Source organism: Curtobacterium oceanosedimentum, assembly GCF_020297365.1.
Classification (GTDB): domain Bacteria; phylum Actinomycetota; class Actinomycetes; order Actinomycetales; family Microbacteriaceae; genus Curtobacterium.
Genome location: NZ_JAIXIG010000026.1, coordinates 31765 through 53974 on the forward strand (window position 1 = coordinate 31765; position 22210 = coordinate 53974).

At 68.8% G+C, this 22210-nt stretch carries 18 protein-coding genes and 2 tRNA genes; 12 read left to right on the forward strand and 8 right to left on the reverse strand.

The annotated features are described in order from the left end of the window. Positions 1 to 344: 344 nt before the first annotated feature. From dnaN to LEL83_RS12270, 9 genes are all read left to right on the forward strand, one after another. Positions 345 to 1490 carry a DNA polymerase III subunit beta gene (gene dnaN, locus LEL83_RS12230; protein WP_225559022.1) on the forward strand — a complete coding sequence of 382 codons (1146 nt, stop codon included), beginning with the start codon at positions 345 to 347 and terminating at the stop codon, positions 1488 to 1490. A gap of 71 nt (positions 1491 to 1561) precedes the next feature. Then, positions 1562 to 2449, forward strand: a complete 888-nt coding sequence (gene gnd / locus LEL83_RS12235; protein ID WP_198657183.1) for a phosphogluconate dehydrogenase (NAD(+)-dependent, decarboxylating) — start codon at positions 1562 to 1564, stop codon at positions 2447 to 2449. A gap of 31 nt (positions 2450 to 2480) precedes the next feature. Beyond that, on the forward strand, positions 2481 to 3698 hold the full coding sequence (recF, locus tag LEL83_RS12240) for a DNA replication/repair protein RecF (protein ID WP_225559023.1): 1218 nt from the start codon (positions 2481 to 2483) through the stop codon (positions 3696 to 3698). Next, a complete protein-coding gene (locus tag LEL83_RS12245) occupies positions 3698 to 4198 on the forward strand; it encodes a DciA family protein (protein WP_198657185.1) in 501 nt (166 codons plus the stop codon). The genes recF and LEL83_RS12245 overlap by 1 nt, the downstream gene beginning before the upstream one ends. Before the next feature lie 133 nt (positions 4199 to 4331). Then, a complete protein-coding gene (gene gyrB / locus LEL83_RS12250; RefSeq protein WP_198657186.1) occupies positions 4332 to 6350 on the forward strand; it encodes a DNA topoisomerase (ATP-hydrolyzing) subunit B in 2019 nt (672 codons plus the stop codon). Positions 6351 to 6462: 112 nt separating this feature from the next. After that, positions 6463 to 9120, forward strand: a complete 2658-nt coding sequence (gene gyrA, locus LEL83_RS12255) for a DNA gyrase subunit A (protein WP_198657187.1) — start codon at positions 6463 to 6465, stop codon at positions 9118 to 9120. Further along, entirely contained in the window at positions 9113 to 9520 is a 408-nt protein-coding gene (locus LEL83_RS12260) for a DUF3566 domain-containing protein (RefSeq protein WP_071258606.1), read from the forward strand. The genes gyrA and LEL83_RS12260 overlap by 8 nt, the downstream gene beginning before the upstream one ends. A 76-nt stretch (positions 9521 to 9596) precedes the next feature. After that, positions 9597 to 9673, forward strand: a tRNA-Ile gene (locus LEL83_RS12265). 32 nt (positions 9674 to 9705) lie between these two features. Continuing rightward, positions 9706 to 9778: transfer RNA gene (locus LEL83_RS12270), tRNA-Ala, on the forward strand. 399 nt (positions 9779 to 10177) lie between these two features. Here LEL83_RS12270 and LEL83_RS12275 read toward each other — a convergent pair. After that, positions 10178 to 10753: a hypothetical protein gene (locus LEL83_RS12275; RefSeq protein WP_225559024.1), complete on the reverse strand. Its 576-nt coding sequence runs from the start codon at positions 10751 to 10753 to the stop codon at positions 10178 to 10180. Positions 10754 to 10868: 115 nt separating this feature from the next. On the opposite strand from LEL83_RS12275, the gene LEL83_RS12280 reads away from it, so the two are divergent. Further along, positions 10869 to 11408 (forward strand): peptidylprolyl isomerase, encoded by a 540-nt coding sequence (locus tag LEL83_RS12280; protein WP_198657189.1) that lies wholly within the window; start codon positions 10869 to 10871, stop codon positions 11406 to 11408. A gap of 7 nt (positions 11409 to 11415) precedes the next feature. Further along, positions 11416 to 12270 (forward strand): rhomboid family intramembrane serine protease, encoded by an 855-nt coding sequence (locus LEL83_RS12285; protein WP_225559025.1) that lies wholly within the window; start codon positions 11416 to 11418, stop codon positions 12268 to 12270. Positions 12271 to 12647: 377 nt separating this feature from the next. Here the strand turns inward: LEL83_RS12285 and LEL83_RS12290 are convergent, their stop codons facing one another. After that, positions 12648 to 12902 (reverse strand): cell division protein CrgA, encoded by a 255-nt coding sequence (locus LEL83_RS12290; protein WP_198657191.1) that lies wholly within the window; start codon positions 12900 to 12902, stop codon positions 12648 to 12650. Positions 12903 to 12983: 81 nt separating this feature from the next. Here LEL83_RS12290 and LEL83_RS12295 point away from each other — a divergent pair, with 81 nt between their 5' ends. Then, a complete protein-coding gene (locus LEL83_RS12295; RefSeq protein WP_198657192.1) occupies positions 12984 to 13628 on the forward strand; it encodes an anthranilate synthase component II in 645 nt (214 codons plus the stop codon). A gap of 243 nt (positions 13629 to 13871) precedes the next feature. Here the strand turns inward: LEL83_RS12295 and pknB are convergent, their stop codons facing one another. The 6 genes from pknB to LEL83_RS12325 form a co-directional block, all read right to left on the reverse strand. Next, on the reverse strand, positions 13872 to 15683 hold the full coding sequence (gene pknB, locus LEL83_RS12300) for a Stk1 family PASTA domain-containing Ser/Thr kinase (protein WP_225559026.1): 1812 nt from the start codon (positions 15681 to 15683) through the stop codon (positions 13872 to 13874). A gap of 126 nt (positions 15684 to 15809) precedes the next feature. Further along, positions 15810 to 17573 (reverse strand): protein kinase domain-containing protein, encoded by a 1764-nt coding sequence (locus tag LEL83_RS12305; protein ID WP_225559027.1) that lies wholly within the window; start codon positions 17571 to 17573, stop codon positions 15810 to 15812. Then, the gene (locus tag LEL83_RS12310; RefSeq protein ID WP_225559028.1) at positions 17570 to 19024 is read right to left on the reverse strand and encodes a peptidoglycan D,D-transpeptidase FtsI family protein; all 1455 of its coding nucleotides are present in this window, start codon (positions 19022 to 19024) and stop codon (positions 17570 to 17572) included. Before LEL83_RS12310 ends, LEL83_RS12305 begins: the two co-directional genes overlap by 4 nt. Further along, positions 19021 to 20451, reverse strand: coding sequence for an FtsW/RodA/SpoVE family cell cycle protein (locus LEL83_RS12315; protein WP_225559029.1), 1431 nt, complete (start codon positions 20449 to 20451; stop codon positions 19021 to 19023). The genes LEL83_RS12310 and LEL83_RS12315 overlap by 4 nt, the downstream gene beginning before the upstream one ends. Then, entirely contained in the window at positions 20448 to 21806 is a 1359-nt protein-coding gene (locus LEL83_RS12320; protein ID WP_198657196.1) for a Stp1/IreP family PP2C-type Ser/Thr phosphatase, read from the reverse strand. The genes LEL83_RS12315 and LEL83_RS12320 overlap by 4 nt, the downstream gene beginning before the upstream one ends. Positions 21807 to 21812: 6 nt before the next feature. Continuing rightward, a partial coding sequence (locus tag LEL83_RS12325) for an FHA domain-containing protein (protein WP_225559030.1) occupies positions 21813 to 22210 on the reverse strand: 398 nt, incomplete at its 5' end.

The following is a 22210-nucleotide window of genomic DNA, read 5'->3' on the forward strand; positions in this document are numbered from 1 at the left end:
TGTGGAAAGCCTGTGGATAACTGTGGAGGACACGCCGCCCGGTTGTTCACAGCTGGAGGGGCACCTGTGGAATCTGGGGATGGAAGTGGATAGATGACAATCCTTCATCCCAGTGGTGCTCACAGGCCGCCCACAAGTCACAACCGTGTAGTTCCCTACGGCGGAGCGGGATGCACAGGGTTATCCACAGTGTGCACAGGCGTTAACACCATTACTCCTGGTTAACGATCCATCTCCGCGGGACAACCTTGTGGACGGCGGGATGACAAGAAATCCGGCCCTCGTCCGCCTGTGCCAGAATGGGGCGGCCGGACAGTCCAAGCCGATCGACAGGGGTTCCAGCTGTGAAGTTCGAGGTCAACCGGGACGTCTTCTCCGAAGCCGTCTCCTTCGCGGTGAAGCTCCTCCCACAGCGCACGACCCTCCCGATCCTGTCGGGCGTCCTCATCCACGCCGACGGCGATCGCCTGACGTTGTCGTCGTTCGACTACGAGGTCTCGGCGCAGACGTCCATCTCGGCGCAGATCGACGACCCGGGCACGGTCCTGGTCTCGGGCCGCCTGCTGAACGACATCGCGAGCCGGCTGCCGAACGCCCCCGTCACGTTCACGACCGAGGACGCCAAGATCTCGGTGACCTGCGGATCGGCGCACTTCACGCTGCTGTCCATGCCGGTCGAGGAGTACCCGACGCTGCCGGAGATCGGACCGCAGACCGGTGTCATCCCCGGCGACGCCTTCTCGGAGGCCGTCTCGCAGGTGGCCGTCGCCGCCAGTCGCGACGACGTCACCCCGGTCATAACGGGTGTGCAGCTCGAGGTCGGCGACAACGACCTGTCCCTGATCGCCACGGACCGCTACCGCGTCGCCGTCCGCACCATCGCGTGGGACTCCGGCCGCGTCGGTTCGGACCCGCTGCACGCGCTCGTCCCGGCCCGCACCCTGCAGGAGGTCGGCCGGACCTTCGGTTCGGCGTCCACCGTCTCGGTGTCGATCAGCGGGAGCTCGGACCGCGAGCTCATCGCGTTCCACGCCGACGACAAGACCGTCACCTCGCTGCTCATCAAGGGCAACTACCCGCCGGTCCGCCGGCTCTTCCCCGAGACCGTCAACGACCACGCGGTGATCAACACCGCGGAGCTCGTCGAAGCGGTCCGACGGGTCTCCCTCGTCCTGGAGCGCGAAGCGGCGCTCCGGTTCTCCTTCACGGTCGACGGGCTCACGCTCGAGGCGATCGGATCCGAACAAGCGCAGGCGTCAGAGTCGATCAGTGCGTTGTTGACCGGCGAGGAAACGGTGGTCTCGTTGAAGCCCGCCTTCCTCCTGGACGGACTGAACGCGGTGCACTCCGAGTTCGTCCGCATCTCCTTCACCAAGACGGAGAACCCCAACAAGCCGGGCCCGGTGCTGATCACCGGCCAGACTTCGCAAGAGGCCGCAGCGACCGACGGTTACCGGTACCTGCTGCAGCCCAACCTGCTGCTGCGATAGGCGCAACAGGCAACCTGCGCTGGCGCACACCACCGGCAGCATCAGCGCGACGACGAACAGAAGAGGAAATCATGCACATCGGTCTTGTCGGCCTCGGTCGCATGGGCAACAACATGCGTGCCCGTCTCCGCAACGCAGGGATCGAGGTCACCGGTTACGACGCCAACCCCGCCGTCTCCGACGTCGCCGACCTCGGCGCCCTGGCAGCAGCCCTGCCCGAGGGCAAGCGTCTCGTCTGGGTGATGGTGCCGCACGGCAAGATCACCGACGACGTCATCACCGACCTGGCCGGCGTGCTGGGCGAGGGTGACCTGGTCATCGACGGCGGCAACTCGAAGTGGCTCGACGACACGAAGCACGCCGAGCAGCTCGGTGCCCGTGGCATCCGCTACATGGACGCCGGCGTCTCGGGCGGTGTCTGGGGCAAGGACAACGGCTACGGCCTGATGGTCGGCGGTGACGCGGCGGACGTCGAGTTCGCCATGCCCGTCTTCGACGCGCTGCGTCCCGAGGGCCCCCGCGAGGAGGGCTTCTCGCACGCCGGCCCGATCGGCGCCGGCCACTACGCCAAGATGGTCCACAACGGCATCGAGTACGCCATCATGCAGGCGTACGGCGAGGGCTACGAGCTCCTCGAGGCCAAGGACATCATCACCGACGTCCCCGCCGTCTTCGCCGGTTGGCAGCGCGGCACCGTCGTGCGCTCCTGGCTGCTCGACCTGATGGTGCTCGCGCTGAACGAGGACCCGAAGCTCGCCGCCATCGAGGGCTACGTCGAGGACTCCGGCGAGGGTCGCTGGACCGTCGAGGAGGCGATCGAGCACGCCGTGCCGATGCCGACGATCTCGGCGTCGATCTTCGCGCGCTTCGTCTCGCGGCAGGGCAGCGCCTCGCCGACGATGAAGGCCGTCGCGGCGCTCCGCAACCAGTTCGGCGGCCACGCCGTCAAGAAGTCCTAGGACCACCCGGGGAGACCCGGACTCGGCCCGCGTGCACGTCGACCACCTCCAACTGACCGACTTCCGGAACTACCGGGAGGCGGACGTCGACCTCGCACGCGGGCCGAACCTGTTCGTCGGCCGCAACGGCCAGGGCAAGACGAACCTGGTCGAGGCGATCGGGTACCTCTCGACCCTCGGCTCGCACCGCGTGCCCACCGACGCAGCCCTCGTCCGCCAGGGCTGCGACGCGGCGATCGTCCGTGCCCGGCTGGCGCACGAGGACCGCAGCATCCTGGCCGAGGTGCAGATCAACCGCACCGGGGCCAACCGCGCCCAGGTCAACCGGTCCGGGATCAAGCCCCGCGAGCTCCCGCGGTACTGCACGAGCGTGCTGTTCGCCCCGGAGGACCTGGCACTCGTGCGCGGCGAACCCGCCGGGCGGCGCCGGATGCTCGACGAGCTGCTCGGCCAGATCGCCCCGCGGATGCAGGGCGTCCTCGCCGACTACGACCGCACCCTGCGGCAGCGGAACACCCTGCTCAAGTCCGCCCGTGCGACCGGCGCCAAGGCGAACGCCCTGTCGACGCTCGACGTCTGGGACGACCGGCTCGTCGGCCTCGGCGCCGAGATCGTGGCGGCACGCGACCACCTGACCCATCGGCTCGCTCCGTTCGTCGCGGAGGCCTACGCCACCGTCGCCGGCGAGCAGCACGACGCCTCGATCACCGGCGTGCTGTCGATCCGCGGTGGTGACCCGGAGTCCGCGGCGGCCACCGACCCCGTGCTCGGGACCCCCGACGAGCCGGTCACGGTCGCGTCGGCGGCCGAGGCGTTCGCGGCCGCCCTCGAGCGTCGCCGACGCGACGAACTCGACCGCGGTCTCACCCTCGTGGGGCCGCACCGGGACGACGTGCTCTTCCAGCTCAACGGGTTACCTGCCCGCGGGTACGCGAGCCACGGGGAGTCCTGGTCGTTCGCGCTGGCGATCCAGCTCGCGAGCGCGTCGATCCTGCGTGCCGAGTCGAGCCTGGGCGACCCGATCATCATCCTCGACGACGTGTTCGCCGAGCTCGACGAGTCCCGGCGCGAACGGCTGGCGAACGCGGTGGCGGACTACGAGCAGGTCCTCATCACCGCGGCCGTGCACGGTGACGTGCCGGACCGGCTCGCGGCGCACACGGTGCGGATCGAGGCGGGGACCATTGTGACGGACGAGGCGGAGGCGAGCAGCGCCTCCCGTCCGACGCCTGACGGGGAAGCGCCCTGATGCCCCGCCCCCGGAAGCCCACCGAGCCGTCGCAGGTGTACCGCCACCTCCGGGCGGTGTTCGGCGACCCGTCGAAGCGCGGCGTCGACGCGCGCCGTCGCCGCTCGCGCGAGTTCGACGCCGACACCGTGCCGTACGGTCGCGGCCGTGAGCCGAGGGGGCTCGCCGACATCGTCGGTTCGCTCGCCCAGGAGCTCGGGTGGATCGAGCCCCTCGCCCGCTCCGAGCTCTTCGTCGACTGGCCGAGCGTGGTCGGTGAGGAGCTCGCCAAGCACTCCCGGCCGGTCACGATCGACGACGGCGCCCTGGTCATCCGGTGTGACTCGACGGCCTGGGCGACCCAGCTCCGGCTCATGCGCGCGAGCGTCACGACGACCATCGCGGAGCGGCACCCGGAAGCAGGGGTCGAGTCGATCCGGGTTTCGGGCCCGGACGCCCCCACGTGGAAACGCGGTCCCAGGACGGTCCAGGGGCGCGGTCCCCGCGACACCTACGGTTGAGCCGACGAATTCATCCTGCAGTGCCAGAAAAGCCCGTCTGCAGGCCGGATGAGCCCTCGATCGAGGGGGCTCTGCGGTAGACTGGGGAGTGCAGTGCGCGGGTGTTCCGCGCGCAGGCAGGAGCACTCTCGACATGGCATCAGCATCTGACGACGACCGACAGACCCCGCTGAACGAAGAGGCCCCACAGCCGGCGGCCCCGACGAGCGAACCGTCCTACGGCGCCGACCAGATCCAGGTGCTCGAGGGGCTCGAAGCCGTCCGCAAGCGCCCCGGCATGTACATCGGTTCGACCGGCCCGCGCGGCCTCCACCACCTGGTGCAGGAGATCGTCGACAACTCCGTCGACGAGGCCCTCGCCGGGTACTGCGACACCATCGACGTCACCATCCGCGAGGACGGCGGTGTCCGCGTGGTCGACAACGGTCGTGGCATCCCGGTCGACACGCACGCGGCCGAGGGCGTCTCGACGCTGCAGGTCGTGCTCACCGTGCTGCACGCCGGCGGCAAGTTCGGCGGCGGCGGGTACGCGGTGTCCGGCGGTCTGCACGGCGTCGGCTCGTCGGTCGTGAACGCCCTGAGCTCGGAGCTCGACGTCGAGGTGCGCCGACAGGGCCACGTCTGGCGCCAGAGCTACACCGACGGTGTGCCCGTCGCGCCCGTCTCGAAGGACGAGCCCGCCGACGAGACCGGCACCACGATCACGTTCTGGCCGAACGCCGACATCTTCGAGACCGTCGTCTTCGACTACGAGACCCTGCGCACGCGGTTCCAGCAGATGGCATTCCTCAACAAGGGCCTGCGCATCAACCTGCGTGACGAGCGCACCCCGGAAGAAGGGGAAGAAGCGCGCAACGACTCCTTCATGTACGAGCGCGGTCTCGCCGACTACGTCGAGTTCATCAACGCGCAGAAGAAGGCCGACCTGGTCCACCCGGACGTCATCGGCTTCGAGGCCGAGGACCCGGATCGCAAGATCGCGCTCGAGGTCGCGATGCAGTGGAACACCTCGTACCAGGAGAGCGTCCACACCTTCGCGAACACGATCAACACGCACGAGGGCGGCACCCACGAAGAGGGCTTCCGCGCCGCGCTCACGACCCTCGTCAACCGCTACGCGCGCGAGGCGAAGATCATCAAGGAGAAGGACGACAACCTGACGGGTGACGACATCCGTGAAGGGCTGACCGCCGTCATCTCCGTCAAGCTCGGCGAGCCGCAGTTCGAGGGCCAGACGAAGACCAAGCTCGGCAACACCGAGGCGAAGTCGTTCGTGCAGCGCGTCGTCGGCACCGAGCTGACCCACTGGTTCGAGAGCAACCCGACGCAGGCGCGCGACGTCGTGCGCAAGGCGATCCAGGCGTCGCAGGCCCGGCTCGCCGCCCGCAAGGCGCGCGAGACCACCCGCCGCAAGGGGCTGCTCGAGTCGGGCGGCATGCCCGGCAAGCTCAAGGACTGCCAGTCGAAGGACCCGACCCTGTCGGAGATCTTCATGGTCGAGGGTGACTCCGCCGGCGGTTCCGCCGTGCAGGGCCGCAACCCGATGACGCAGGCGATCCTTCCCCTGCGCGGCAAGATCCTGAACGTCGAGAAGGCCCGGCTCGACCGCGCCCTGGCGAACCAGGAGATCCAGTCGATGATCACGGCGTTCGGCGCCGGCATCGGCGAGGACTTCGACCCGGACAAGGCCCGGTACCACAAGATCGTGCTGATGGCCGACGCCGACGTCGACGGCCAGCACATCACCACGCTGCTGCTCACGCTGCTGTTCCGCTACATGCGTCCGCTCATCGAGCGCGGGTACGTCTACCTGGCTCAGCCGCCGCTGTACCGCCTGAAGTGGTCGAACGCGGCGCACGAGTACGTCTTCAGCGACCGGGAGCGCGACGCCCTGATGCAGTCGGGCATCGCGGCCGGCAAGCGGATCCCGAAGGACAACGGCATCCAGCGCTACAAGGGTCTGGGCGAGATGGACTACAAGGAGCTCTGGGACACCACGATGAACCCGGACACCCGCACGCTCCTGCAGGTCACGCTCGAGGACGCCGCCGCGGTGGACAGCGTCTTCTCGACGCTGATGGGCGAGGACGTCGACGCCCGTCGCCAGTTCATCCAGCAGAACGCCAAGGACGTCCGCTTCCTCGACATCTAGGCCTGGAGGCGCGGTGTGAGCCGCGTCGACCAGTCCTGACCACCTGTGGTCGCGCCCGGCGCGACCAACGGAACCACAGCCTCCAGGCTGTTCAGAAAGGGAACGAAGCCACATGGCTGACGACAACGAGAACGGCGCCGACGAGCAGCCCGAGATCGTCCACGGCGACAGCGGGGACATCGTCGTCTCCGGCGACCGCATCTCGCAGGTCGACCTGCAGCTCGAGATGCAGCGGTCGTACCTCGACTACGCGATGTCGGTCATCGTCGGTCGTGCGCTGCCCGAGGTCCGCGACGGTCTCAAGCCGGTGCACCGCCGTGTGATCTACGCCATGTTCGACGGCGGCTACCGCCCGGACCGCGCGTTCTCCAAGTGCTCCCGAGTCGTCGGTGACGTCATGGGCCAGTTCCACCCGCACGGTGACTCCGCGATCTACGACGCCCTGGTCCGCCTGGTGCAGCCGTGGTCGCTCCGGTACCCGCTCGCGCTCGGCCAGGGCAACTTCGGCTCGCCGGGCAACGACGGCGCCGCCGCCCCGCGGTACACCGAGACGAAGATGGCGCCGCTCGCGCTCGAGATGGTCCGCGACATCGACGAGGACACCGTCGACTTCCAGGACAACTACGACGGCCGCACCCAGGAGCCCGCCATCCTGCCGGCGCGGTTCCCGAACCTGCTCGTCAACGGCTCGGTCGGCATCGCGGTCGGCATGGCGACGAACATCCCGCCGCACAACCTGCGCGAGGTCGCCGAGGGCGCGAAGTGGGCGCTCGAGAACCCGGACGCCACGCAGGAAGAACTCCTCACCGCGCTCATGCAGCGCATCAAGGGCCCGGACTTCCCGACCGGCGCCCAGGTGCTCGGCACGAAGGGCATCCAGGACGCCTACCGCACCGGCCGTGGCTCGATCACGATGCGCGCGGTCGTCAACGTCGAGGAGATCCAGGGCCGCACCTGCCTGGTCGTCACCGAGCTCCCGTACCAGGTGAACCCGGACAACCTGGCGATCAAGATCGCCGAGCTCGTCAAGGACGGCAAGCTCGCCGGCGTCGCGGACATCCGCGACGAGACCTCCGGCCGCACGGGTCAGCGCCTGGTCATCGTGCTCAAGCGCGACGCCGTCGCCAAGGTCGTGCTGAACAACCTGTACAAGCACACGCAGCTGCAGGAGAACTTCGGCGCGAACATGCTCGCGATCGTCGACGGGGTGCCGCGCACGCTGCCCCTGGACGGCTTCATCTCGGCGTGGGTCGCGCACCAGATCGACGTCATCGTCCGGCGCACCCAGTTCCGCCTGCGCGAGGCCGAGAAGCGCGCCCACATCCTGCGCGGCTACCTGGCGGCGCTCGACGCCCTCGACGAGGTCATCGCGCTCATCCGTCGCTCGCCCGACGTGGAAGAGGCTCGGACCGGTCTGATGGACCTGCTGTCCGTCGACGAGATCCAGGCGCGTGCGATCCTCGAGCTGCAGCTCCGTCGTCTGGCCGCCCTCGAGCGACAGAAGATCCACGACGAGGCCGAGGAGCTCGAGCGGAAGATCGCCGACTTCCAGGACATCCTGGGTTCGGAGAGCCGCCAGCGCTCGATCATCCGCGACGAGCTCACCGAGATCGTCGACCGCTTCGGCGACGACCGCCGCACCGAGATCATGCTCGGCTACGACGGCGACATGTCGATGGAAGACCTGATCCCCGAAGAGGAGATGGTCGTCACCATCACCCGCGGTGGCTACGTCAAGCGCACGCGCAGCGACCAGTACCGGTCGCAGCACCGCGGCGGCCGCGGTGTGCGTGGCGCCCAGCTGCGTGCCGACGACATCGTCGAGCACTTCTTCGTCACGACGACCCACCACTGGCTCCTGTTCCTGACCGACCAGGGCCGGGTGTACCGCGCCAAGGCGTACGAGCTGCAGGAGGCCGGTCGCGATGCCAAGGGCCAGCACGTCGCCAACTTGCTCGCGATGCAGCCCGACGAGCAGATCCAGCAGGTGCTGGACATCCGTGACTACGAGGTCGCGCAGTACCTGGTGCTGGCGACCGAGCACGGTCTGGTCAAGAAGACGGCGCTGACCGAGTACGACACGAACCGGACCGGCGGCATCATCGCGATCAACCTGCGCGACGGCGACAAGCTCCGCCAGGCGCTGCTGGTCGACGAGCACGACGACCTGCTGCTCGTCTCGCGCCAGGGCATGTCGCTCCGCTTCACCGCGACGAACGACACCCTGCGTCCGATGGGTCGATCGACCTCGGGTGTGAAGGGCATGTCCTTCCGCCAGGGCGACTCGTTGCTCGCCGCACGCGTGGTGTCGAACGGCGGCTTCGTCTGGGTCATGACCGAGGGCGGCTACGCCAAGCGCACGTCGGTCGACCAGTACCGGGTGCAGGGCCGCGGCGGCCTGGGCATCAAGGTGGCCAAGTTGGCGGTGGACCGCGGCGACCTGGTCGGTGCGCTCATCGTCGGTGAGGACGACGAGGTGCTCGTCGTGCTGCAATCGGGCAAGGTGGTAAGGTCTGCCGTGGCCGAGGTGCCCGCCAAGGGCCGTGACACGATGGGGGTCGTCTTCGCGAGGTTCGCGGAGAACGACCGGATCATCGCGGTGGCCCGGAACACAGAGCGGAACCTGGTCGACCAGGACGACGCCGAGATCGAGCCCGCGGGCCCGGTGGAGACGGTCAGCCCTGCCGAAGCGGCCCCGGACTCCACTGATCCCATCGAAACCGAGCCCGTCGCAGACGAGGCCGGAGAGGACCAGTCAACCAATGAGTAGTGTCGCCGAGAAGCTCCAGAAGAAGGCGAAGCGACCCGTCGGCACCCGCCAGGTGCGGTTGCGACTGGTCTACCTCGACTTCTGGTCGATGGTGAAGCTGAGCTTCCTCATCGCCCTGGCCGGCAGCATCGTGATCGTGGTCGCCACGGCACTGGTGTGGGTCATCCTGAACCAGACGGGGGTGTTCACCCAGGTCGACGCACTGCTCAAGGACGTGACCGGTCAGAACAGTTACTCGATCATGGACCAGTTCTCGCTGGGCCAGGTGCTCGGGTTCTCCATCGTCGTGGGCATCCTCAACGTGGTCGTCGGCACCGTGCTCGGCGCGATCGTGAGCGTCCTCTACAACCTCAGTGTGCGGATCACGGGCGGCCTGCTCGTGGGCTTCACGAACAACTGACACACCCGGGCCGGGTGGGCCGATCCGTTCGATTTCGTTCTGCGAGATCCGTGCGGTAGGCTTTCATCCGGTCTGAGGGGCTATAGCTCAGGCGGTTAGAGCGCTTCGCTGATAACGAAGAGGTCCAAGGTTCAAGTCCTTGTAGCCCCACCACTTCCCACCGGGACCAGTACGCTGGTCCTCTCGGGGCCTTAGCTCAGTTGGTAGAGCGCCTGCTTTGCAAGCAGGATGTCGGGAGTTCGATTCTCCCAGGCTCCACTCCACTCGGGTCGACTTTGCTCGGCTCGTTCCTCGCCTCGCCGGTTCGTTCCGTCGTGCTTGTCTGCGCCTTCGACGCGCCGCTCCGCGATGGGTGGCTCCGCCACTCGCCCTCAGCTGTCTTCTCCTCGAGTCGTCAAGACATGCCGTGTGCGTGGTGCCGGGCCGGCATCAACCGTCGTGTGTGCACCGTCCGGACGACAGGTCGCGACCTCTCGGTCGCTGCCGGGGGGCGTTGCGTGAGCGCGTGGCGGACGGGAGGCGCGGTGGCGGGCCGAGGCGTGCCTCCCGGCAGGTGGGTGGGTGCGTTCGGAGCACGCGGCGGTCTCGCGCACGGCACGGTCCGGGAACGACGAAGGGCCCCGGCAACAGCCGGGGCCCTTCGTACGAACCGGGAGGTCAGGCGGCGGGCTTCTCCGCCGTGTCAGCGTCATCGGCGACCCACAGGTCGTCGTCGGCGCGGAGCGTCTGGTACGCGGCGTAGGCAGCACCCGCGACGGCGACGACGCCGACGATGATGAGGGCGACTCCGCCGAAGCCGAGGCCCTTCTTCTGCTGCGACGGCACGTACTTCGCCGCCGCCTTCCTCGCGACCTTGCTCTTCTTCTTCGCGTTCTTCACGATCTTCTTGACCCGGGGGTCCTTCGCCAGGTCGCCCACGCTCAGCACGGAACCAGCGGTCGAGACGAGTCCGGGGACCACCTCGGACTGGAAGCGGTGCGAAGCGCCCTGAGCGGCAGAGGTGGCGGCGTGCACACCCGTGGCGATCGCGGGACGGATCCCGTTGTCGATCGCGTTCTGCACCCGGGGTGCGATGTCCTTGCGAGCTGCGTCGGCGGCGTTCGACCGGGCCTCGGCCAGGATCGCGTTCGCGTGCTCGAGGACCTTGCGCTGCTCGCCGAGGAGCGAGGCGGTCTGGCCCTTGAGCTTCTTGATCTGCTTCCGACGCTTTCGCGGGATCTCGATCGTCGTCATCTGGTACCTCCATCGGATCGGCGTTCCCCCATCCTGCCACCACAGTGCCTGACAGGTCACGGAACCGCTGCTGTGTGATCCGTGCACGGTCAGGAGTACATGCGAGAATCGGAACATGTCTCTGCACACTGCCGTCGCAACGATCCACACCAACAAGGGCGACATCCGCGTCAACCTGTTCGGCAACCACGCGCCGAAGACCGTCAAGAACTTCGTCGACCTCGCCACCGGGCAGCAGGAATGGACCCACCCCGGCACCGGCAAGGTCTCGACCGACAAGCTGTACGACGGCGTGATCTTCCACCGCATCATCAAGGACTTCATGATCCAGGGCGGCGACCCGCTCGGCCAGGGCATCGGTGGCCCGGGCTACCGCTTCGACGACGAGATCTCGCCGGAGCTCACCTTCCAGAACCCCTACATCTTCGCGATGGCCAACGCCGGCATCCAGGGCGGCAAGGGCACCAACGGCTCGCAGTTCTTCATCACCACCGTGGCGACGCCGTGGCTGCAGGGCAAGCACACCATCTTCGGTGAGGTCGCGGACGACGAGTCCCGCGCCGTCGTCGACGCGATCGAGGGTGTCGCCACGGACGGCCGTGACAAGCCCCTCGAGGACGTCGTCATCCAGAGCATCGACGTCGAAGGCGTCTGACCCGCACGTGACCGACCAGGCGTACAACCCGAACAACTCCTGCTACCGGCATCCGGACCGGCAGAGCTTCGTGCTCTGCCAGCGCTGCGGGCGGACGATCTGCCCGGAGTGCCAGACGCCGGCGGCGGTCGGGGTGCACTGCCCGGAGTGCGTGCGTGAACAGCGCGCCCAGTTCGCAGCGAACCGCCGAGCGTCCGGAGCCCCGAACGGGTTCACGGTCGCTCGGCGGCGCTTCGCGATGCTCGACCAGAAGGCGACGGTCGTCATCGTGGCGATCACGGTGGCCATCTGGCTGCTCGACCAGGTGAGCGGCAGGTTCTTCTCGAACCTGCTCGCCTTCAACTCGCTGCTGCTGCCCACCCAGCCGTGGCGAGCGGTCACCGTGCTGTTCGTGCACTCCAGCTTCCTGCACCTGCTGTTCAACATGTGGGCGCTCTGGATCTTCGGTCGGATGCTCGAGAACATGCTCGGGGCCTGGCGGTTCGTGGCGCTCTACTTCGTGACCGGGATCTTCGGGAGCATGCTCGTCACGTTCCTCGCTCCGGGCACGTGGGTGGTCGGAGCGTCCGGCGCCGTCTTCGGCCTGTTCGCGACGTTCTTCGTCCTCCAGCGCAGTCTGGGGCAGAACGCGGTGCAGCTCCTGGTGATCATCGGCCTGAACCTGGTGATCGGCTTCCTGCCCGGGACGAACATCTCGTGGCAGGCGCACATCGGTGGGCTCATCGGCGGGTTCCTGATGGGCTTCGTGTTCGCGCAGACCCGCAACATCCGGCAGCGCCCGCTGCAGATCACGTTGATCGCGGCGACCGCCATCGTCGGCCTGGGGCTCACAGCCGTCGGGTACGCCTCGACGATCGGCTGAGCCCGCCTGGTTCCGTCCTCAAACGCCCCGTCGCTCCTGCGGCGGGGCGTTCGTCGTTGTCCCGCACCGACGGACGCCCGTCCACACGTTTCCACAGCACCGGCGCGAGTTCTCCACAACTGTGGAAACGGCGTTGAGTTACACGGGTGTGATTATCCCCACTGTGGACTGACATGTGGATAACTCCGGCCCCAAGGTGTGGATGGCGCTGTGGAAGATGTGAAGAAGTGTGGAGAACGGGCGGATCCTCCACGATCCAGCTTCGGCGCGGCAGTCACGCTGTGGAGAACGAGGAAGGGAACGAGGACGGGAACGACGACGCCCGCCGCACCTCTCGGTGCGACGGGCGTTCGATGTGTCTGGGCCGGGATCCCGGGTCAGCGCCACCGGGTGGTCATCAGGAACCCGATGAACATGATGCCGAAGCCGATCGCGATGTTCCACGAGCCGAGGGTCGGCACGGGCAGCGTCGCGTTCGAGATGTAGAAGACGATGATCCACGCCAGACCGAGCAGCATGAAGCCGAACATGACCGGCTTGAACCACACCGCGTTCGGGGCGTCCCCGGCGGTGTCCACCGAGTCGGCTCGGGTCGTCCGGGCGGGCTTGGTGCGGTCCTTGTCCTTGGCCATGGCCGGTATCCTACCGTGACCGAGTGTGTGGAGCGGCCTGCAGACCGCCGCACACATCCCCCACGAGTACGGTGGACCGCCATGACCAGGATCCTCGTCGTCGACAACTACGACAGCTTCGTCTACACGCTGAACGGGTACGTGCAGCAGCTCGGAGCCGAGACCGACGTCGTGCGGAACGACGCCTTCCCGGAGTCCGAGATCGCAGACCGCATCGCCGAGTACGACGGCGTCCTGCTCTCGCCCGGGCCGGGGACGCCTGCCGCCGCCGGGGTCTCGATCCCCACGGTGCACGCAGCCATCGACGCCGAGGTGCCGCTGCTCGGCGTCTGCCTCGGACACCAGGCCATCGCCGAGGCGCTCGGAGCGACGGTGACGCACGCCGAGGAGCTCATGCACGGCAAGACGTCGCAGGTCGACCACGACGACAGTCCTCTGTTCGCCGGTGTCCCGCACCCCTTCACCGCGACGCGCTACCACTCGCTGGCGATCGTGGACGGCACCGTGCCCGACGAACTCAGCGTCACGGCACGGACCGGCGGCGGCGTGATCATGGGTGTGCAGCACCGCGACCACCCGGTGTTCGGCGTGCAGTTCCACCCGGAGTCGGTGCTGACCGAGGGCGGGTACCGGATGGTCGGCAACTGGCTCGAGACCACGGGACTCGGCGGCGCCGCCGACCGGGCTGCCGGCCTCGGCCCGCTCATCGCCTCCCGCCGCGCCTGAGGGTCGCTCGGGCGGCAGACGCCGTCGTGTCACCGAGACGCCGCCGAACACGGCGGCGTCTCGTGCGTTCAGGGGCGTCGCGCGGAGACGCCGGCGTCGTGCTTCCCGGTCGGTGACCAGCGGATGACATGAGCGGCGGTGCCTGCAGGCACCGCGCGGCAGCCGGACGAACCGCCGGCCTGAGTCACGGACTGGAGGCGGGTGCCACCTCCGTCAGGACCGTCGCGTCACGGGACGGTCGGCTCAGCGACCGTCGTCGTCGCCCTGGTCTCCGCCGCGGTCGTCGTTGCCGCCGCCGCCCTTACCGGAGTTCGGTGACTTGGGCGGCTCGTTCGTGCCGGCGCAGTAGGTCAGGGTGACCGTACTGCCCTGGGCGACGTCGCCGGCGGGGGTGTCCTGCTGCTGCACGAGGTCGCCGGTGCAGGACTGCGTGGGCGCACCGTTCACGGTCAGGCCCAGCTGCTCGAGCGTGGCCTTGGCCGTTCCGAACGGCTGCTGCGTCACGTTGGTCAGCTGCACCTTGCCGTTCGACACCGTGAGGTCGATGACCAAGCCCTTGGAGTGCATCGAAGCGGCGGCGGGATCGGAGCTGATGACCGTGCCCTCGGGGACGTCCGCCGAGTAGTCGCTCGTGATCGCGCCGACGCGGAAGCCGGCTGCGTCGAGGGCCTGTTGCGCGGCGGACTGCGACTGTCCGCCCACGTCGGGCACGGCGACCCGCTCCGGACCGATCGACACGACGACGTCGACGTCCTGGTTGCGGCCGACGTTCACGCCGGAGCCGGGGTCGGTGCGGATGACCGTGCCCTTGTCGACGTCGTCGGAGTTCTCCTCGACCCGGACAGCGTTCAGGTCCTTCTTCTCGAGCGCGCTGGCCGCGGCGTCGAAGGTGGCGCCGGTGACGTTCGGCACGCTGACCGAGGACGTGACCGGCGGCTTGCCAGGGCCGAGGTTCGCGACGAAGAACACCACCGCGACGATGACGGCGACCGTGAGCAGGATGCCGACCCAGATCCAGGCCACCGGAGGCCGGTTCTGCGTGCGCTGCGGGCGGTGCTCGGCGGTGTCGTCGTCGAGCTCGCGGAACGCCGACGACGCGTTCGTCGTGGTGCGCGGGTCGACGCCGAACAGCACCGTCGAGGCGTCGTTCGCGGCGTTCTGCTGCAGCTTCTTGGTGGACGACGGCACGCGTCCCGCCGCGGCCTGCTGCAGGTCGGAGCGGAACTCGGCGGCGTTCTGGAACCGACGGGTGCGGTCCTTGACCAGGGCGTGCAGGGTGACGGCGTCGAGCGCGGGCGAGACGTCGGGCGAGATCGTCGACGGAGCGACGGGCTGCTCGCTCACGTGCTGGTACGCGACCGCGACCGGGGTGTCGCCGAGGAACGGCGCACGACCGGTGAGGAGCTCGAACAGGACGACACCGGTGGAGTAGATGTCGGTGCGGGCGTCGACGGTCTCGCCGCGGGCCTGCTCCGGCGAGAAGTACGACGCGGTCCCGAGGATCGACGTGGTCTGCGCGACGGTGGCCGACGTGTCGGTGATGGCCCGGGCGATGCCGAAGTCCATGACCTTGACCTGCCCGCTGTGCGTCACCATGACGTTCGCAGGCTTGATGTCGCGGTGCACGACACCGGCGCGGTGCGAGTACTCGAGCGCGGTGAGGATGCCCTCGGTGATGCGCACGGCCTCGTCCGGGGCGACGGCTCCTTCGGCGATGATGTCGGAGAGCGGACGGCCCTCGACGTACTCCATCACGATGAAGGGCACCTGCACCTCGGCGCCGGACTGCTCCCGCACCGTCTCCTCGCCGGCGTCGTAGACGCGGACCACGGTGGGGTGCGCCATGCGGGCGGCCGCCTGGGCCTCCTGCCGGAAGCGTGTGCGGAAGGCAGGATCGTTGGCGAGACTCGGCTTCAGGAGCTTCACCGCGACCTTGCGGCCGAGGCGGGTGTCGTTGCCGAGGTGCACGGTCGCCATGCCGCCCCGACCGATGACGTCACCGATCTCGTAGCGATTTGCGAGGAGGGTGATCCCCGCGGTCACACCTTCTGGCACGTACTCCTCCGTCTGTTCGTCCGGCTAGTGTACGGCAGCACCACCTGGCCGGACGCTGGTGACGGAGGGCTCGACCGAACCGTTACCGAACAGTGTCGACAGCCCCCGTCCGGGGGTCGGCACCGCTCAGTCCATCGGGCCGGCCTGGCTCGGGTTCGTGCCCTCGCTGGGGTCGATCCCCTCGCCCGGGTCCTCGGTCTCCGGGGCCGTCCAGGTCGCGGTCGCGGCGTCCGAGCCGGGCGACTTGGCGAGGTCGCTGCCGCTCGCCCCGCACGTCACGGAGTACTTGAAGGTGATCGGCTCGTCCACGGCGTCGGCCTGGATGTTGACCGCCGTCGACGAGATCGTGCCCGAGGTGGCACCGGACGAGTCCTTGCCGCCGGTCGCGATCCACGAGTAGGTCGAGACGCTGTAGCCGGTGGGGCAGGTGGCCTCGCCCCAGCTGAAGGTGACGGAGCCGGTGTCGGAGACGTCGCCAGCCTCGGGGGCGGCGGGCTTCGACACGGTCGGCGGTGTCGTCCACTGCCGGATGGTCACCGTGCTGCCCGGAGCCAGGCTGCCGGTCGGATCGAGCGACTGCACCGTGTTCGGGTTGTTCGTGCCCGTCGCGGCGTCACCGTCGACGACGTTCACCACGAGCCCGAGCTGGCCGAGTTCCGCCTGCACCTCGGACGTCGGGCGGCCGAGGTAGTCGGACGAGTCGATCTCCACACGGGTGGGCGTGGGCGTCGCGCTCGGGGTGACCTCCGTCGGGGTCGGCCGGGGGGTCGAGCGCGTCGGGGTCGGATCGGGGTCCGGAGAACCGCCGTTGAGCGCCAGGACGCCGACGACGGCCGCGATCGCGAGCAGGACGACGATGCCGACGACCCACCAGATCCAGGCGCGCTTCTTCTTCGGCTCCTCGGACTCGTCGGTGACGGGCGACCGCGGGGTGCCGGGTCCGCCGACCATCGCGCCGGCCTGGGTGCCGATGAGCGCGGTGGCGGCGTCGTTGCCCTGGCCCTGCGGCGGGTTGAACGCCACGGTGCCGTTCTGCCCGATCGCCGGCACCGCGACGGTGGCCGCCGCGACGTCGCCGCGGCGGAGCGCCTGTGCCGCACGGGCCAGGTTGGCCGCGGTCGCGGGGCGGTCGGCGGGCTTCTTCGCGATGCAGGAGAGCACGAGCGCGGCGACGGGCTCGGGGATGTCCCCGGGCAGCGCCGGCGGCTGCTCGTTGATGTGCGCCATCGCGATCGCGACCTGCGACTCGCCCGTGAAGGGACGGCGTCCGGCCAGGGCCTCGTACGCGACGATGCCGAGCGAGTAGATGTCGGTCGACGGCGATGCCGGGTGACCGCTGGCCTGCTCGGGCGACAGGTACTGCACGGTGCCCATGACCTGGCCGGTCGCGGTGAGCGGGACCTGGTCGGCGATGCGGGCGATGCCGAAGTCGGTGATCTTGACGCGGCCGTCGGGCGTGATGAGCAGGTTGCCGGGCTTGATGTCGCGGTGCACCAGGCCGACCGCGTGTGCGGCCTGCAGGGCGTTCGCGGTCTGCGCGACGATGTCGAGCACCTTGTCGACCGGGAGCGTGTGCTCGCGCTCGATCATGGTCGACAGAGCCTCGCCGGGGACGAGCTCCATCACGAGGTAGGCGCTGCCGTCCTCCTCGCCGTAGTCGAAGACGTTCGCGATGCCCTCGTGGTTGACGAGGGCGGCGTGACGGGCCTCGGCGCGGAAGCGCTCGAGGAACCCGGGGTCGCCGAGGTACTCGTCCTTGAGGATCTTGAGCGCGACGGTGCGGCCGATGACCAGGTCGGTCGCCTGCCACACCTCACCCATGCCGCCGATCGCGACCCGGGAGGAGAGCTGGTACCGCCCACCGAAGGTGAGTCCGCTGGTGGGTCTCATTTGTTCAGCACCGCCTCCATGACTTTCTTCGCGACCGGAGCCGCGACCGTGTTGCCGACCCCGGACTGCCCGAGTCCGCCGCCGTCGCCGACGACGACCGCCACGGCGACCTCCGGGTTCTTGGCGGGCGCGAACCCGGTGAACCAGAGTGTGTAGGGATCGCCCGTGCCGCCTTCGGCCGTGCCGGTCTTGCCGGCGACGTCGACACCGTCGATCTTCGCATTGGTCCCGGTCCCCGCGTTGACGACGCTCTGCATCGCTTCGGTGAGGTCGGCGGACTCCGAGGACGACAGCGGATCACTGTACTGCCTCGGTGCGAACGACTCGACGGTCTTCAGGTCGCTCGTGGTGATCGAGTCGACGAGCGACGGCTGCATGACCTTGCCGCCGTTCGCGATGCCGGACGCGACCATGGCCATCTGCAGCGGGGACACGCGGACGCTCGCCTGACCGAACGCGCTGAGCATGAGCTGCGCGGTGGAGTCGACGTCCGGGTACTGGCTGGCCGTCGCGGTCATCGGGACCTCGATCGCGTCGCCGAAGCCGTACTTGTCGGCCATGTCCTTGATCGCGTCGTAGCCGAGCTTCTGGCCGAGTTCGGCGAAGGGGATGTTGCACGAGTACTGGATGGCCGTGCGGAGCTTGACCTTGTCGCCGCCGCCGCACGTGCCGCCCTCGGCGTTGTTGATGTAGCTCTCGGTGCCCGGCAGCTGCAGCCGCGACGGGTTCGGGAACGTCGAGTCGAGGTTGTACTTGCCGTCCTCGAGCGCCGCGGACGCCACGATGAGCTTGAACACCGATCCCGGCGTGTACAGGTCACCGCCGATCGCGCGGTTCTGCAGCGGGGAGGGCGAGGCGCCGAGCAGCGCGTCGTACTGGCGCTTGACCTCGTCGGTGTCGTGCGAGGTGAGCGTGTTCGGGTCGTAGCTCGGCTTCGACACCATCGCGAGGATCTTGCCGGTCTTCGGCTGGATCGCGACGACGGAGCCGCTGTTCGAGCCGAGCGCGTCGTACGCGGCCTGCTGCACGGCCGGGTCGATGGTCAGGTTGACGTTGTCGCCCTGCACGTCCTGCCCGGTGAGGATCGAGTTGAGGTTCTGGAAGAACGAGGCGTCGGAGTTGCCCGACAGCACGGTGTTCTCGGCGCTCTCGATGCCGGTGTTGCCCTGGCCGATCGTGAAGTACCCGGTGACCGCCGAGTAGAGCTCGCCGTTCGTGTACTTGCGCTGGTACTGGTACTGGTCGTCGACCGGGGTGGACTCGGCGATGGGACTGCCGTCGACCAGGATCGCGCCGCGCTTTGTCGAGTAACTGTCCAGGATGGTTCGCGAGTTGCGCGAGTCGGCACGGAGCGAGTCCGCCGAGAAGAACTGGATCGAGGTCGTCGACACGAAGAGCGCCACGAACATGAGCACGATGACGGTCGAGACACCGCGGAGCTGTCGGTTCATCGGCGTCGCTCCTTCTTGGTCCGCCCGCTCGCGGCGGGGATCGCGCCCTGCTGGACGCGCTGTTCGGCGGGGATGGAGTCGGTCAGGCGCAGCAGCATCGCGGCGATGATCCAGTTGGCGATCAGTGACGAGCCACCTGCGGCCATGAAGGGTGTGGTCAGGCCGGTCACCGGGATGATCCGGGTGATGCCGCCGACGACGACGAACAGCTGCAGGGCGATGATGAAGCCGAAGCCCACGCCGAGCAGCTTGCCGAAGTCGTCCTGGGCCATGAAGGCCACGCGGAGCCCGCGCGAGGCGAACACGATGAACAGGGCCAGGATCGCGAAGACGCCGATCAGCCCGAGCTCCTCGCCGAGCGACGCGATGATGTAGTCGGCGTTGGCGACCGGCGTGATGTACGGCCGGCCCTGCCCGAGCCCGGTGCCGGTGATCCCGCCGTTCGCGAAGCCGAACAGCCCCTGCACGAGCTGGTAGCTGCCCTGCGTCTGGCGGTCGAAGATCTCCTGGTTGAACGGGTCGAGCCACTGCTCGAAGCGGCCGCGCACGTACTCCAGGATGCTCTGCGCGACGAGGGCGCCGCCGATGAACAGCGTCAGGCCGATCGCCACCCAGCTGAGTCGGGCGGTCGCGACGTAGATCATCACGAGGAACAGGCCGAAGTACAGCAGCGCGGTGCCGAGGTCGCGCTGGAACACGAGGACGGCCATCGCCGCGCCCCACATCACCAGGATCGGACCGAGGTCACGGGCACGCGGGAACGTCATGCCCAGGAACTTCTTGCCGACGATCGACAGCGAGTCGCGTGCGGTGACGAGGTACCCGGCGAAGAAGAGCGCCATCGTGATCTTGGCGAGCTCGCCCGGCTGGAACGAGAACGGACCGATGCGGATCCAGACCCGGGCTCCACCGACGTTGTTGCCGATGACGGGCAGCATCGGCAGGAGCAGCAGGACGATCGTCAGCGCCATGAAGATGTAGCGGTAGCGCTGCAGGAACCGGTGGTTGCGGACGGCGACCAGGGTGATGATCGCGAGGACCATCGCGAGCATCGTCCAGACGATCTGCTTGACCCCGATGGCGTCCCAGCCGGTCAGGCCGTTGTGGACGTCGATCCGGTAGATCTCGGCGATGCCGATGCCGTTCAGGACGAGCGCGATCGGCAGGATGAACGGGTCGGCGTTCTTCGCGACGACCCGGAGCACCACGTGCATCACGAGCGCGAGCCCGAGGATGCCGCCGCCGACCCAGAGCACGGACTGGTCGAACAGCCGGCCCTTGGTGCCGAGCTGCACGAGCACCATCGCGCCGGCGCAGATGCCGCACGCGATGACGAGCAGGAAGAGCTCGAGGTTGCGGGCGCGCGCCGGCTCGCGGAGCTTGATCGTGATCGCCTGGGTGAACGACTGGGCCGTGGCGCTGCTCATCGCGCGCTCCGGGTCGGGGTCGGCGACGGCGACGAGGACCGGGTCGGCTCGGGCGTGGACGTCGGGCCGGAGTCGCCGTCGCCGCCGGTGCCGGCTTGGTCCTGCCCGGTCTCGGCGGCCTTGCGCAGGCGGTCGACGATCTCGCGTGCGTCGGTCAGCGACTGCGCGTTGATCGTCGAGCGGACGTTCTCGCGGGTGTAGTCCGGCAGCGACGACACCGTGATGTCGGTGTCCTCGTACACGTCGGACAGCGCGATCGGCCCGATGGACTGCTGCACGCCCTTGTAGATCGCGACGGTGCCGCGGTCGGTGCCGACGTAGTAGTGGTCCTGCGTGATCCGCCAGCCGACGAACACGGCACCGACGAGCACGGCGACGGCGGCGACGAGCGCGACCGTCCAGGACACCCGGCGCCGGATGCGGCGTCGGCGGTCCTCCGCGATGAGCTCGGCGAAGAACTGGTCGGACTCGGGCTCGAAGTGCGAGTCCTCCGGGGCCGAGGTGACCTTGAGCGGGTGCAGCAGGATCGTGGGCAGGCGGATCGGCTTGCGGCCGGTCGACGCCTCGAAGGTCAGGGGTGCTGCTGCCGACCCGACCGTGGTGGCCGCGTCGTCGTCGTCCTCGGGCTCGGTGTCGGTGACGTCCATGACGACGACCGTGACGTTGTCGGGGGCGCCGTGGTCGAGCGTCTCCTTCACCAGGCGCTGCGTGACCTGGTTGGCGTCCATCGTCGACGCCAGGGCGTGCCGGATGCGCTCCTCGGCCAGGTACGACGACAATCCGTCGGAGCACAGCAGCCAGCGGTCGCCCGGCTGGATGTCCATGATCGCGGTGTCGACCTCGGGAGCGGCGTCGACGTCGCCGAGCACCCGCATGAGCACCGAGCGACGCGGGTGCACCGCGGCTTCCTCCGGCGTGATGCGGCCGCTGTCGACCAGGCGCTGCACGAACGTGTGGTCCGACGTGATCTGCTGCAGTTCACCGTCGCGGTGCCGGTAGATGCGCGAGTCGCCGATGTGCGCGATCGCGATCTGCTCGCCGACCCGGATCATCGCGGACACCGTGGTGCCCATGCCGGTGAGCTCCTGGTGCTCGAAGACCGTCTCGGTGATGAGCTGGTTGGCCGCGATGAGCGCCGACTGCAGCGCGAACTCGGCGTCGTGTGCCGAGGGGAACTCGCGGTCGACCTCGCGGATGCGACGGATCGCGATGGCCGAGGCGACGTCGCCGCCGGCGTGCCCGCCCATGCCGTCCGCCACCGCGAACAGGTGTGCCCCGGCGTAGCCGGAGTCCTGGTTGTTCGCGCGGATGCGCCCCACGTGGGACACAGCGGCGCTCAGCGTGCGAGCGGTCATGCCGGGTTACCGCCGCAGCTCGAACGTCGTCGTCCCGATCGTGATCGGCGTGCCCTCTGCCACGAGGACGGGAGCGCTCACCTTCTGACCGTTGACGAAGGTGCCGTTCGTGGACTCGAGGTCGGTGAGGAGCCAGCCGTCGGCGCGCAGGTCGAGGCGGGCGTGGTTGGTCGAGGTGTAGTCGTCACGGATCACGACGTTCGACTCGCTCGAACGCCCGATCGTGATGGGGCCGCCGCCCAGCGGCATCTCCATGCCCTCGCGCGCGCCCTCGGTGATGACGAGGCGGGCCGCGACCGGCGAGGCGGACTGCTGCGTGCCTCCCGGCCGTTCGATGAGGTCGGTGAAGGCACCGCTCGAGACGGGGCCGGGGGCCGCCGCCGCGGGGGCGGCCCCCGGCCCCG

Excerpts from the sequence above, each read along its gene's own strand:
- gnd (WP_198657183.1), top strand. The coding sequence starts at position 1,562 with ATGCACATCGGTCTTGTCGGCCTCGGTCGCATGGGCAACAACATGCGT.
- LEL83_RS12245 (WP_198657185.1), top strand. The coding sequence starts at position 3,698 with ATGCCCCGCCCCCGGAAGCCCACCGAGCCGTCGCAGGTGTACCGCCAC.
- gyrB (WP_198657186.1), top strand. The coding sequence starts at position 4,332 with ATGGCATCAGCATCTGACGACGACCGACAGACCCCGCTGAACGAAGAG.
- gyrA (WP_198657187.1), top strand. The coding sequence starts at position 6,463 with ATGGCTGACGACAACGAGAACGGCGCCGACGAGCAGCCCGAGATCGTC.
- LEL83_RS12260 (WP_071258606.1), top strand. The coding sequence starts at position 9,113 with ATGAGTAGTGTCGCCGAGAAGCTCCAGAAGAAGGCGAAGCGACCCGTC.
- LEL83_RS12275 (WP_225559024.1), bottom strand. The coding sequence starts at position 10,753 with ATGACGACGATCGAGATCCCGCGAAAGCGTCGGAAGCAGATCAAGAAG.
- LEL83_RS12280 (WP_198657189.1), top strand. The coding sequence starts at position 10,869 with ATGTCTCTGCACACTGCCGTCGCAACGATCCACACCAACAAGGGCGAC.
- LEL83_RS12290 (WP_198657191.1), bottom strand. The coding sequence starts at position 12,902 with ATGGCCAAGGACAAGGACCGCACCAAGCCCGCCCGGACGACCCGAGCC.
- LEL83_RS12295 (WP_198657192.1), top strand. The coding sequence starts at position 12,984 with ATGACCAGGATCCTCGTCGTCGACAACTACGACAGCTTCGTCTACACG.
- LEL83_RS12305 (WP_225559027.1), bottom strand. The coding sequence starts at position 17,573 with ATGAGACCCACCAGCGGACTCACCTTCGGTGGGCGGTACCAGCTCTCC.
- LEL83_RS12310 (WP_225559028.1), bottom strand. The coding sequence starts at position 19,024 with ATGAACCGACAGCTCCGCGGTGTCTCGACCGTCATCGTGCTCATGTTC.
- LEL83_RS12315 (WP_225559029.1), bottom strand. The coding sequence starts at position 20,451 with ATGAGCAGCGCCACGGCCCAGTCGTTCACCCAGGCGATCACGATCAAG.
- LEL83_RS12320 (WP_198657196.1), bottom strand. The coding sequence starts at position 21,806 with ATGACCGCTCGCACGCTGAGCGCCGCTGTGTCCCACGTGGGGCGCATC.